General features: G+C 67.7%; 9 protein-coding genes. 8 read left to right on the top strand and 1 reads right to left on the bottom strand.

Features of this window, described 5'->3' with window-relative positions; all coding sequences use genetic code 11:
* Positions 1-49: 49 nt before the first annotated feature.
* Positions 50-910, bottom strand: a complete 861-nt coding sequence (locus ACZ2IA_RS11705; protein WP_470292757.1) for an MBL fold metallo-hydrolase — start codon at positions 908-910, stop codon at positions 50-52.
* A 124-nt stretch (positions 911-1034) separates the two neighbouring features.
* Here ACZ2IA_RS11705 and ACZ2IA_RS11700 point away from each other — a divergent pair, with 124 nt between their 5' ends.
* The 8 genes from ACZ2IA_RS11700 (at position 1035) to lpdA (ending at position 12155) form a co-directional block, all read left to right on the top strand.
* A complete protein-coding gene (locus ACZ2IA_RS11700; RefSeq protein WP_470292756.1) occupies positions 1035-1352 on the top strand; it encodes an ArsR/SmtB family transcription factor in 318 nt (105 codons plus the stop codon).
* A gap of 1 nt (position 1353) precedes the next feature.
* Positions 1354-1785, top strand: a complete 432-nt coding sequence (locus ACZ2IA_RS11695; protein ID WP_470292755.1) for a YeeE/YedE family protein — start codon at positions 1354-1356, stop codon at positions 1783-1785.
* Between the two features lie 11 nt (positions 1786-1796).
* Complete coding sequence (locus ACZ2IA_RS11690) at positions 1797-2216, top strand: DUF6691 family protein (protein ID WP_470292754.1); 420 nt, start codon at positions 1797-1799, stop codon at positions 2214-2216.
* Positions 2213-3922 (top strand): SulP family inorganic anion transporter, encoded by a 1710-nt coding sequence (locus ACZ2IA_RS11685; protein ID WP_470292753.1) that lies wholly within the window; start codon positions 2213-2215, stop codon positions 3920-3922. The genes ACZ2IA_RS11690 and ACZ2IA_RS11685 overlap by 4 nt, the downstream gene beginning before the upstream one ends.
* Before the next feature lie 81 nt (positions 3923-4003).
* On the top strand, positions 4004-5443 hold the full coding sequence (locus ACZ2IA_RS11680) for a M48 family metalloprotease (RefSeq protein WP_470292752.1): 1440 nt from the start codon (positions 4004-4006) through the stop codon (positions 5441-5443).
* Positions 5444-5886: 443 nt separating this feature from the next.
* Positions 5887-8553, top strand: a complete 2667-nt coding sequence (aceE, locus tag ACZ2IA_RS11675; RefSeq protein ID WP_470292751.1) for a pyruvate dehydrogenase (acetyl-transferring), homodimeric type — start codon at positions 5887-5889, stop codon at positions 8551-8553.
* Between the two features lie 104 nt (positions 8554-8657).
* A complete protein-coding gene (aceF, locus tag ACZ2IA_RS11670; RefSeq protein ID WP_470292750.1) occupies positions 8658-10295 on the top strand; it encodes a dihydrolipoyllysine-residue acetyltransferase in 1638 nt (545 codons plus the stop codon).
* An 84-nt stretch (positions 10296-10379) separates the two neighbouring features.
* Complete coding sequence (lpdA, locus tag ACZ2IA_RS11665) at positions 10380-12155, top strand: dihydrolipoyl dehydrogenase (RefSeq protein WP_470292749.1); 1776 nt, start codon at positions 10380-10382, stop codon at positions 12153-12155.
* Positions 12156-12399 lie beyond the last annotated feature (244 nt).

Raw genomic sequence — 12399 nt, 5'->3', positions numbered from 1 at the left:
GGCGGCAGCGGGGGCGCCGGCGCCTAAGTGGTTGAACATGAAGCCAAGTCTACATGAGATTCAGCGGAATTTTCAGGTAACGCACGCCGTTGGCCTCGGCCGGCGGCAGTTCGCCGGCGCGGATGTTCACCTGCAAGGCGGGCAGCAGCAGCGTCGGCGTGCAGAGCGTGGCGTCGCGCGCGCGGCGCAGGGCGACGAAGCTCGCCTCGTCGATGGCGTCGTTCAGGTGCAGGTTGGCCGAACGCTGCTCGGCCACCGTGCTGACCGGGCACGGCGCGCGCCCCGGCGGCGGGTAATCGTGGCACAGGTACAGCCGGGTGTCGCCTGGCAAGCTGAGCAGCCGGCGCACCGAGCGGTACAAGGTGGCGGGGTCGCCGCCGGGAAAGTCGCAGCGCGCGCTGCCGACGTCGGGCATGAACAGCGTGTCGCCGACGAACACCGCGTCGCCGACCCGGTAGCCGATGTCGGCCGGGGTGTGGCCGGGCAGCGCGATGACCTCCGCTTCGAGCGTGCCTACGCGGAAGCGCTCGCCGTCGTCGAATAGCGCGTCGAACGGCTGCGGCTCCAGTGCCGCGGCTGGGAGGGCGAACAGCGGGCCGAACTGACGCTGCACCTCGGTGATCCGCGCGCCGATGCCGGTGCGCCCGCCGGCGCGGCGCTTCAGGTAGGCGGCGGCGGACAGGTGGTCGGCGTGCGTGTGCGTCTCGAGAATCCAGGCGAGCGTCAGCTTTTGCTCGGCCAGGGCGGTGAGCAGCCGGTCGGCGCCGCGGGTCGCGGTGCGGCCGCTGGCCGCGTCGTAGTCGAGCACCGGGTCGACGATCGCGGCGTGGCCGCCGGGCCGGTCGTAGACCAGGTGGCTGTAGGTGCCGGTGGCCGGGTCGAAGAAGGACTGGATCGCGGCGCACGCCATGCGACACTCCGGGTGAGTTGGTCTATTGATGTACAGTATATAAAAAAATATAATGTTTGAGCATTAATCCCTCTGGACTTATAGCTTAGCGGGGCAGGCTGCGCCCCAGTTTAAAGAGAGCGCTATGGAGCAACTGGAGTCATTGCGGCGCCACGTCGACGAGGCGGCGGCGCTGCTGAAAAGCCTCGGCAACACCGACCGGCTGCTGTTGCTGTGCCAGCTGGTCGAGGCGGAAAAGACCGTGTCCGAGCTCGAACAGCTCACCGGCATCCGCCAGCCGACCTTGTCGCAGCAGCTCGGCGTGCTGCGCAACGAGGGCTTGGTCAGCACCCGCCGCGACGGAAAGTGGATCTATTACCGGGTGGCGAGCGGTGAGGCGCTGGCGCTGTTGGCCACGCTGCATGCCTTGTTCTGCGCGACCCCGGCCGGGGCGGGAGGCTGAGATGGCGATTGCCTGGGCGATGTTCACGCCGGTGTCGGCGTTGCTCGGCGGTGGCCTGATCGGCCTGGCGGCGAGCTGGCTGATTCTCGCCAATGGCCGCATCGCCGGCATCAGCGGGCTGCTGGGCGGCCTGCTGACGTGGGACGGAGACTGGTCGGAGCGGCTGGTGTTCGTGCTGGGCCTCTTGCTGGCGCCGCTGGGTGTCTGGCTGGTGAGCGGCTATGCGGTTTCGGCCAAGCTGGGCGCCTCGCCCGCGCTGCTGATCGTGGCCGGCCTGCTGGTCGGCTGCGGCAGCCGGCTCGGCGGCGGCTGCACCAGCGGCCACGGCGTGTGCGGCCTGGCACGTCGCTCGCCGCGCTCGCTGGTCGCGACCGTCAGCTTCATGGCGGCCGGCTTCGCCACCGTCTATCTGCTGCGCCACGTGCTGGCGTGAAGGGGTTTGCAATGCGACGTCTGCTGTCGGCCTTCGGGGCCGGGCTGCTGTTCGGTATCGGTCTGATCGTCGCCGGCATGAGCGACCCGGCCAAGGTGCTGGGTTTTCTCGATCTGGCCGGTGCCTGGGACCCGAGCCTGGCGCTGGTGATGGTCGATGCGATCGCGGTGGCCGGGGTCGGCCTCGCCATCGCGCGCCGTCGGGGCCGGGCCGCGCTCGGCGGGCCGCTCGCCTTGCCGACGGCACGGGCGATCACGCCGCGCCTGCTGCTCGGCAGCCTGTTGTTCGGCGCCGGCTGGGGCCTGGTCGGTGTCTGTCCGGGGCCGGCGCTGGTGCTGGTCGGCACCCTGGCACCCAAGGCGGGGCTGTTCGTCGTGGCGATGCTTGCCGGCATGGCGCTGTTCCATGGCTATGAGCGGAGGCGCGCGTGAACCGTTGGCTGCCGGCCTGGCTGACCGGCTACCGGCGCGACTGGCTGGCGGGCGATTTGTCCGCCGCACTGGTGGTGACGCTGCTGCTGGTGCCGCAGGGTCTCGCCTACGCCTTGCTCGCCGGCCTGCCGGCGCAGACCGGCCTGTACGCCAGCGTGGTGCCGCTGGTGATCTACGCGCTGGTCGGCAAGAGCCATGCTCAGTCGGTCGGGCCGATGGCGGTGACCTCCTTGCTCACCGCCGCGACGCTGGCGCGGCTCGCGCCGGCCGGCCCCGCCGAGGCCTTGGCGCTGGCGGCATGGCTGGCGCTGTTGGCGGGCGCGATGCTATTGCTGCTCGGCGTGCTGCGCTTCGGTTTCCTGGCCGACTTCCTGTCCGCGCCGGTGCTGGCCGGCTTCACCAGCGCGTCGGCGCTGCTGATCGTGCTGTCGCAGCTGGTGCCGCTCGCCGGCGGTCACGGCGGCGGCTCGACGCTGACGACGTTGCTGCCGGCGCTGTGGCGCAGCGTCGCGTCGGCCAACCCGGTGGCGCTGGCGTTCGGCGTCACAACGCTAGTCTGGCTGTGGCTGGCGCGACGCTATCTGGCGATGGGGCTGGTACGGTTCGGCGTCCCGGCCGGCGCGGCACGGTTCGCGGCGCGGGCGGCGCCGGTGCTCGCCGTGCTCGGTGCACTGCTGGCGGTGCCGCTGCTCGGGCTGGCGCACGCCTTGCCGCTGGTCGGCGCGGTGCCGGCCGGCCTGCCGCTGCCGCACTGGCCGGCGGCGGGCGACCGTTTGGCCGAACTGGTGCTGCCGGCGTTCTTCATCGCGCTGGTCAACTACGTGCAGAGCCTGGCGGTGGTGCAGTGGCTGGCGGCGCGCCGTGGCGAACCGGTCGACCCGGACCGCGAGCTGGTGGCGCTGGGCCTGTGCAACGTCGGCGCCGGCCTGTTCGCCGGGCTGCCGGTCACCGGCGGGCTCTCCCGCTCGGTGGTCAACGCCGAGGCCGGCGCGCAGTCGCAGCTGGCGTCGCTGCTCACCGCGGCGCTGATGCTGGGGGTGATGGTCTGGGCCAGCGTGGCGCTGGCCTGGCTGCCTCTCGCGGTGCTGGCGGCGACCATCGTGGTGGCGGTCGCCCCGATGGTCGATCTGTCCGCCCTGCGGCGCGCCTGGCGGGTCGACCGCGCCGATGCGGCCGGCTTCGTCGCGACCTTCGCCGCGGTATTGCTGCTCGGCGTCGACACCGGCATCGTCGCCGGCGTGCTGCTGTCGCTGGGCAGCTGGCTCGCGCGCGCCGGGCGGCCGCATATCGCCGAGCTGGGGCGCTTGCCGGGCAGCGAGCATTTCCGCAATGTGCAGCGCTTCCGGGTCGAGACGCTGCCGCAGGTGCTGCTGCTGCGCATCGACGAGAGCCTGTTCTTCGCCAACGCGCGCCGGGTCGAGGAGGCGTTGTGGCAGAGCTTGGTCGAACGGCCCGACGTGCGCCGGCTGGTGCTGGTGATGAGCGCGGTGAACCGGGTCGACGCGACCGCGCTGACGATGCTGGAGCGGCTCGACACGACGCTGGCGGCGCACGGTGTCGGGCTGTCGCTCGCCGAGGTGAAGGGGCCGGTGCTGGCGGTGCTCGAGCGCGGCGGCCTGGCGGCGCGCTTCGCCGGGCGGCTGTACCTGTCTACCCAAGAGGCCTGGCGCGCCTGCCGCGGCGAGCCGACCGATTACGTGATCTAGCCCGGTGATCTAGCATGCCGCCGGACGGCGGGCTCGCGCGAAACCCTGCAACTTCCCGACGGCGGCCTTATGATAGAGCTCATGCGCTCATTCCTGCCTGCCGCCTTGCTGGCCACCCTGCTGGCCGTCGCTATCGCCCCGGTCCACGCCGACCTGCCGGACCTCGGCGACGTCTCGGCCGCCTCGATGTCCGGCGCCGACGAGGCGCAGATCGGCCGCGACGCGTTTCGCGCGATGCGCGAATCCGAACTGGTGATCGACGACGCCGAGGTCAACGCCTACCTCAACCAGCTCGGCCAGAAGCTGTCGGCCGGCGCGCAGATGCCGGGCATGCACTTCACCTACTTTGCCGTCGACGACAGCGGCATCAACGCCTTCGCGATGCCGGGCGGCTACATCGGCGTCAACCGCGGCTTGGTGCTGGCGACGCAGAGCGAGGCCGAACTCGCGTCGGTGCTGGGCCACGAGACCGCCCACGTCACCCAGCACCATATGGCGCGGATGAAGGCGGCCAGCGCGCCGAACCAGCTCCTCGTTCTGGCGGCGATCGTCGCCGGCGCCTTGGCGGCCGGCACCGGCAACGGCAACGCCACCTTCGGCGCGATCAACGCCGGCATCGGCCTGTCGCTGTCCAATCAGCTGTCGTACAGCCGCGACTTCGAGCGCGAGGCCGACCGGGTCGGCATGCAGTACCTGGCCGACGCCGGCTTCGACGCGCGTGCGATGCCCGTGTTCTTCGAGCGGCTGCAGAACGCCAACCGCTACAACGACAACAACGCGCTGGCCTTCCTGCGCACCCACCCGGTCACCGTCGAGCGGATCAGCGAGGGCCAGGACCGTGCCGCCGGCTTCCCGCTGCGGATGCGCGCCGACAGCGCCGACTACCTGCTGGTGCGCGAGAAGTTGCGCACCGAACAGCTGTCCCCCGACGAGGCGATCCGCTTCTACCAGAGCGCGCTCGCCAATCGCCAGTTCCTCAGCGAGGGTGCGCAGTACTACGGCCTGGCCCGCGCCAGACTCGCCGCGCACGACGTGGCCGGCGCGCGCGGCGCGCTCCGGCAGGCCGAGCGGCTGCTGCCGGACAGCGAGATGCAGGTGTCGCTCGGCGCCGAGATCGTCCGCGCCGGCGGCGACAGCGCCGGCGCGCTGGCGCGCTACCGCAAGGGGCTGGCCGCCTACCCGAGCGCCCGCCCGCTGATCTACGGCGAGCTCGACACGCTGATCGGCGCCGGCCCGCGCGGTGAGGCGCTGGCGCGGCTGAAGGAGCAACAGCAACGTTGGCCGAACGACCCCGAGCTGTACCGGCGCGAGGCCCAGCTCTACGCCGACCGCGATCCGCTGCGCTACCACGCCGCGCTCGGAAACGCTTTCTACTTCGAAGGACGCGACAACGCCGCGCTCGAACAGTACCAGCTCGCCGCCGCCGCGCCCGGCGACGACTTCTACCTGCGCTCCTCGCTCGAGGCCCGCCAGCGCGAGCTTGCGGCGCGCATCAAGGCCGACGGCAAGAAGGCGCGCTGAACCGTGCCTGCGCCGCCATCGCGGCATCACTAGCTCAAAGCGAACGTTTAAGTGCGAAAGTGAACGCTTGCGCTGAATGCGCCGTCGCGTTATTTTGCAGCCTGCAAGGCCCGCCGGGCGGACTTTTCCTCGCGATGGAAATACTTTCCGATTTTGTGTGAAATCCGTCAGGCTCTCGCAAAAATACAACATATTGCAGCGCAGCATCGGCGTGAAAACGTTGTTTTTCGAGTGATTGCCCTAGCGACCTATTCCGTTGCGAAACGGCGCCGTTTTACACTCGACTCGCCGTGCGTAGTTTTTCAAAAACGAAAATAATATTTGCGAATTTGTTCGCTGATAATTCCCGACGATGCCGCCGCCCAGCGATTACGAGTGGCAATAACTAAAGGTGAAACCGGTCGATCACCGGTCTTCATCGCCTCCAAAGTTAAGGATGAGAGATGGCTGCAACCTTTCCTAGCGATATCGATCCGTTAGAAACCCGTGACTGGCTGGACTCCCTGGCCGCCGTTCTGGAATCGGACGGTCCGGAACGTGCCCACTACCTGCTCGAACAGCTGGTCGACCGCGCCCGCAAAGGCGGCGCCGACGTCGACATGGGCTCGACCACCGCCTACATCAACACCGTCTCGACCGACAAGCAGGCGCCGCTGGCCGGCGACCCGAAGGTCGAGGAGCGCCTGAAGAACCTGGTGCGCTGGAACGCGCTGGCGACCGTGGTGCGTGCCAACAAGGGCAACGACAAGGGCCTGGGCGGTCACATCGCCTCGTTCCAGTCCGCCTCGACGCTGTATGAAATCGGCTTCAACCACTTCTGGCACGCGCCGACCGAAGAGCACGGCGGCGACCTGGTGTACGTGCAGGGCCACTCCGCACCGGGCGTGTACGCTCGCGCCTTCCTGGAAGGTCGCCTCACCGAAGACCAGATGGTCAATTTCCGTCAGGAAGTCGATGGCCAGGGTCTGTCTTCGTACCCGCACCCGTGGCTGATGAAGGACTTCTGGCAGTTCCCGACCGTGTCGATGGGCCTGGGCCCGCTGATGGCGATCTACCAGGCGCGTTTCATGAAGTACCTGGAAGACCGCGGCCTGGCCAAGACCAAGAATCGCAAGGTTTGGGTATTCTGCGGCGACGGCGAGATGGACGAGCCGGAATCGCTGGGCGCGATCGGCGTGGCCGCGCGTGAAGGCCTCGACAACCTGGTGTTCGTGATCAACTGCAACCTGCAGCGTCTCGACGGCCCGGTGCGCGGCAACGGCAAGATCATTCAGGAACTGGAAGGCGAGTTCAAAGGCGCCGGCTGGAACGTGGTCAAGGTGGTATGGGGCGCCAAGTGGGACGCGCTGCTCGCCAAGGACACCACCGGCCTGTTGAAGAAGCGCATGATGGAATGCGTCGACGGCGACTACCAGACCTTCAAGTCCAAAGACGGCGCCTATGTGCGCAAGGAATTCTTCGGCAAATACCCGGAGCTGCTCGAGCTGGTCGCCGACATGACCGACGACGAGATCTGGGCGCTGAGCCGTGGCGGCCAGGACGCGAGCAAGGTGTACGCCGCCTACTACGACGCCGTTAACAACAACGGCGGCAAGCCGACCGTGGTCCTCGCCAAGACCGTGAAGGGTGAGGGCATGGGTGCGTCGGGCGAGGCGCAGAACATCTCGCACCAGCAGAAGAAGATGGACGTGGAAGACATCAAGCACTTCCGCGACCGCTTCAAGATCCCGCTGACCGACGAGCAGCTGGAGTCGGTACCGTTCTACAAGCCGGCCGACGACAGCCCGGAGATGCAGTACCTGCACGCCCGCCGCAAGGCACTGGGCGGCTACCTGCCGACCCGCAAACCGGTGACCACCCCGCTGGCGGTCCCGGAACTGTCGGCGTTCGACGCGCTGCTGAAGGACTCGGGCGAGCGCGAATTCTCGACCACGATGGCGTTCGTGCGCATGCTGGGCACGCTGGTGAAGGACAAGCAGATCGGCAAGCAGATCGTGCCGATCGTGCCGGACGAATCGCGTACCTTCGGCATGGAAGGCATGTTCCGCCAGCTGGGCATCTGGTCGCACGTCGGTCAGAACTACGTGCCGCAAGACCACGACCAGCTGATGTTCTACAAGGAATCGGTCGACGGCCAGATCCTGCAGGAAGGCATCAACGAGCCGGGCGCGATGAGCTCCTGGATCGCCGCGGCGACCTCGTACGCCAACCACGGCATCGCGATGATCCCGTTCTACATCTACTACTCGATGTTCGGCTTCCAGCGCATCGGTGATCTGGCCTGGGCGGCCGGTGACCTGCGCGCCCGCGGCTTCCTGCTCGGCGGTACCGCCGGCCGGACCACGCTGAACGGCGAGGGCCTGCAGCACGAAGACGGCCACAGCCACATCCAGGCCGGCCTGATCCCGAACTGCGTGTCGTACGACCCGACCTTCGCCTACGAAGTGGCGGTGATCATCCAGGACGGCCTGAAGCGCATGTACGTCGAGCAGGAAGACGTGTTCTATTACCTGACGGTGATGAACGAGAACTACGCGCACCCGGCGATGCCGGCAGGCGTGGAAGACGGCATCCTGAAGGGCATCTACAAGCTCAAGTCGGTCGGCGAGGGCAAGCTGCGCGTCAACCTGATGGGTTCGGGCACGATCTTCAACGAAGTGATCGCCGCGGCCGACCTGCTGGCCAAGGACTTCGGTGTCGCGTCGGACATCTACAGCGCCACCTCGTTCAACCAGCTGCGCCGCGACGGCATGGAAGCCGCCCGCTGGAACCTGCTGCACCCGACCGAGGCGGCCAAGAAGCCGTACATCACCCAGGTGCTGGAAGGCGCGACCGGCCCGTTTATCGCCGCGACCGACTACATCCGCAACTACGCCGACCAGGTGCGCGAATACGTACCGGGCCGCTATGTGGTGCTGGGCACCGACGGCTTCGGCCGCTCGGATTCGCGCGAGAAGCTGCGCGAATTCTTCGAGGTGAACCGCTACTACGTTGCGGTAGCCGCGCTGAAGGCGCTGGCCGACGAAGGCAAGATCGACGCGGCCAAGGTGGCCGAGGCGATTGCCAAGTACGGCCTGAACGTCGACAAGCTGCCGTCCTGGAAGGCCTAAGCAGCAGGTGAGCGCGGGGCGAGACGCCCCGCGCGGTCGTGACACGATGCATGTGGCGGCGCACCCCGACCGGGGATGCGCCACCCGATAAAGAGAACGCAGACATGAGCAATCTCATCGAATTGAAAGTGCCCGATATCGGCGGGCACGCGAACGTGGACGTGATCGAAGTCTTCGTCAAAGCCGGCGAAGCCATCGCACTGGAAGACTCGCTGATCACGCTGGAAACCGACAAGGCCACGATGGAAGTACCGGCCGAAGTGGCCGGTCTGGTCAAGGAACTGCTGGTCAAGGTCGGCGACAAGGTGTCCGAAGGCACCGTGATCGCGCTGGTGGAAGCCGCCGGCGCCGCCGCGGCCGCCCCGGCTGCCACCCCGGTTCAGGCCGAAGCGCCGAAAGCGGCCCCGGCCGCGGCTCCGGCTGCCACCGGTCGCATCGACATCGTGGTGCCGGATATCGGCGGCCACAGCGGTGTGGACGTGATCGAGGTGTCGGTGAAAGTCGGCGACGAGATCAAGGTCGACGACTCGCTGATCACGCTGGAAACCGACAAGGCCACGATGGAAGTGCCGGCGACCGCCGCCGGCCGCGTGGTCGAAGTGAAGACCAAGGTCGGCGACAAGATCAGCCAGGGCGACCTGATCGTCGTGGTCGAAGGCGCGGCCGCCGTTGCCGCACCGTCGGCGGCTCCGGTAGCCGCCCCGGCCGTTGAAGCGCCGAAGGCCGCCGCGCCTGCAGCGGCTGCACCGGCCCCGGTTGCCGCCAGCGTCGCGGTGCCGGCCGGCGGCGTGGTGCTCGGCCAGTTCGACGAAGCCGGCTTCGCCAAGGCTCATGCCGGCCCGTCGGTGCGCCACCTGGCGCGCGAACTGGGTGTCGACATCTCCAAGATCAAGGGTAGCGGCCGCAAGGGTCGCATCACCGAAGCGGACCTGAAGGCGTTCGTGAAGGGCGTGTTCACCGGTGCGACCCCGGTGGCCGGCCCGTCGGTTGCCGCCGGTGGCGGTGCGGGTCTGGACCTGTTGCCGTGGCCGAAGGTCGACTTTGCCAAGTTCGGGGCTATCGAGACCAAGCCGCTGACCCGCATCCAGAAGCTGTCGGGCGCGAACCTGCACCGCAACTGGGTGGTGATCCCGCACGTCACGTTCAACGACGAGTGCGATATCACCGAGCTGGAAGCGTTCCGCAAGGACATCGGCCGCGAGTGGGAAAAGTCGGGCCTGAAGATTTCGCCGCTCGCTTTCATCATCAAGGCCGCCGCCGAGGCGCTGAAGGCGTTCCCGACCTTCAATTCGTCGCTCGACGGTGACAACCTGGTGCTCAAGCAGTACTACCACATCGGCTTCGCCGCCGACACGCCGAACGGCCTGGTGGTACCGGTGATCAAGGACGTCGACCAGAAGGGCCTGAAGCAGATCGCCCGGGAACTGACCGACCTGTCCGCCCTGGCCCGCGAAGGCAAGCTCAAGCCGACCGACATGCAGGGGGCGACCTTCACCATCTCCAGCCTGGGTGGCATCGGCGGCTCCAGCTTCACCCCGATCATCAATGCGCCGGAAGTGGCGATCCTCGGCGTGTGCAAGTCGCAGATCAAGCCGGTATGGAACGGCAAGGAATTCGCGCCGCGCCTGATGTGCCCGCTGTCGCTGTCCTTCGATCACCGCGTGATCGACGGCGCCGCCGCGGCGCGCTTCACCGTGCATCTGGGCAAGCTGCTGACCGACATCCGCCGACTGGTGCTGTAAGTCCGACGTTGGCCGAACGGCCCAACTGACGACCGGGGAGTGCGCGATGCGCTCCCCGCACCTCATCCCGCGCAAGGAAGATTCATGAGCAACACCATCGAACTCAAGGTTCCGGACATCGGCGGCCACGCCGGCGTCGACGTGATCGAAGTCTTCGTCAAGGTCGGCGACACCGTCGCCGTGGAAGAGTCGCTGATCACGCTGGAAACCGACAAAGCCACCATGGAAGTGCCGGCCAGTGCCGCCGGCAAGATCGTCGAGCTGAAGGTCGCGGTCGGCGCTAAGGTGTCCGAAGGCGACGTGATCGCGATCATCGAAGCGGCCGCTGCCGCCGCAGAAGCGCCGAAGGCCGCTGCACCGGCCCCGGCTGCCGCGCCGGCCGCTCCGGCCGAAGCACCGAAGGCCGCCAGCCACGCCGGCGGCGCCGACATCGAATGCGACGTGCTGGTGCTCGGCGCCGGCCCTGGCGGCTACTCCGCCGCGTTCCGTTCGGCCGACCTGGGCCTGAAGACGGTGATCGTCGAGCGCTACGCGACCCTCGGCGGCGTGTGCCTGAACGTCGGCTGCATCCCGTCCAAAGCCTTGCTGCACAACGCCGCGGTGATCGACGAGGTGGCGCACCTGGAAGCCAACGGTATCAAGTTCGGCAAGCCGGAAATCGATATCGATCAGCTGCGCGCTTACAAGGAAAAGGTGATCGGCAAGCTGACCGGCGGTCTGGCCGGCATGGCGAAGATGCGCAAGGTGGAAACCGTGCGCGGCGTCGGCACCTTCCTCGACCCGAACCACCTGGAAGTGCAGCTGACCTCCGGCGAGGGCAAGGAGCTGACCGGCGAGAAGAAAGTCGTCCGCTTCGGCCAAGCGATCATCGCCGCCGGTAGCCGCGTGGTGAAGCTGCCGTTCATCCCGGAAGACCCGCGCATCGTCGACTCGACCGGCGCGCTGGAGCTCAAATCGGTGCCGGGCAAGATGCTGATCATCGGCGGCGGCATCATCGGCCTCGAGATGGGCACGGTGTACTCGACGCTGGGCGCGCGCCTCGATGTGGTCGAGATGCTGGACGGCCTGATGCAGGGCCCGGACCGCGACCTGGTCAAGGTGTGGCAGAAGATGAACGAGCACCGCTTCGACAACATCATGCTCAACACCAAGACCACCGCGGTCGAAGCGCGTGAGGACGGCATCTACGTCACCTTCGAGGGTGAGAAGGCGCCGAAGGAACCGGTGCGTTATGACCTGGTGCTGGTCGCCGCCGGCCGCGCGCCGAACGGCAAGCTGATCGGCGCCGAGAACGCCGGTGTGGTGGTGACCGACCGCGGCTTCATTCCGGTCGACAAGCAGATGCGCACCAACGTGCCGCACATCTACGCGATCGGCGACCTGGTCGGCCAGCCGATGCTGGCGCACAAGGCGGTGCACGAGGCGCACGTGGCGGCCGAAAACGCCGCCGATCACAAGGCGTTCTTCGACGCGCGCGTGATCCCGGGCGTCGCCTACACCGATCCGGAAGTGGCTTGGGTCGGCATGACCGAAGAGCAGGCGAAGAAGGACGGCGTCAAGATCGAGAAGTCGGTGTTCCCGTGGGCCGCCTCCGGCCGCGCGATCGCCAACGGTCGCGACGAGGGCTTCACCAAGCTGATCTTCGACGCCGAGACGCACCAGATCATCGGTGGCGGCATCGTCGGCACCCACGCCGGCGACATGATCGGCGAGATCTGCCTCGCGATCGAGATGGGCTGCGATGCGCACGACATCGGCAAGACCATCCACCCGCACCCGACGCTCGGCGAGTCGATCGGCATGTCGGCCGAAGTGTTCGCCGGCACCTGCACCGACTTGCCGCCGCAACGCAAGAAATAAGCATTGCCATCGGGAGGGCGCAAGCCCTCCCCCTCACCTTGACCGGCGACACGCGAGTGTCGCCGTCTTTTTTTGCCCGGCGCGGGCAAAGCTGCGGATAATCGCCCTCCAGTACGTCGTCATGGTAACGACGTCGGCCGAACGCGTGGCACAGGGTGCGCCAGGGTTTTCGGGATGACAGCGAGGTTTTTTAGTGCAAATCCGCCGGCAGGCTCGCCACCGCCCGGCGGATTCTTTACCATTC

Source organism: Crenobacter sp. CS_VA4 (assembly GCF_055597485.1).
Note: the sequence above shows the minus strand (reverse complement) of the source record. Positions and strands in the feature narration are given on the sequence as shown.

Excerpts from the sequence above, each read along its gene's own strand:
- ACZ2IA_RS11680 (WP_470292752.1), top strand. The coding sequence starts at position 4,004 with ATGCGCTCATTCCTGCCTGCCGCCTTGCTGGCCACCCTGCTGGCCGTC.
- lpdA (WP_470292749.1), top strand. The coding sequence starts at position 10,380 with ATGAGCAACACCATCGAACTCAAGGTTCCGGACATCGGCGGCCACGCC.
- ACZ2IA_RS11690 (WP_470292754.1), top strand. The coding sequence starts at position 1,797 with ATGCGACGTCTGCTGTCGGCCTTCGGGGCCGGGCTGCTGTTCGGTATC.
- aceF (WP_470292750.1), top strand. The coding sequence starts at position 8,658 with ATGAGCAATCTCATCGAATTGAAAGTGCCCGATATCGGCGGGCACGCG.
- ACZ2IA_RS11705 (WP_470292757.1), bottom strand. The coding sequence starts at position 910 with ATGGCGTGCGCCGCGATCCAGTCCTTCTTCGACCCGGCCACCGGCACC.
- ACZ2IA_RS11700 (WP_470292756.1), top strand. The coding sequence starts at position 1,035 with ATGGAGCAACTGGAGTCATTGCGGCGCCACGTCGACGAGGCGGCGGCG.
- aceE (WP_470292751.1), top strand. The coding sequence starts at position 5,887 with ATGGCTGCAACCTTTCCTAGCGATATCGATCCGTTAGAAACCCGTGAC.
- ACZ2IA_RS11695 (WP_470292755.1), top strand. The coding sequence starts at position 1,354 with ATGGCGATTGCCTGGGCGATGTTCACGCCGGTGTCGGCGTTGCTCGGC.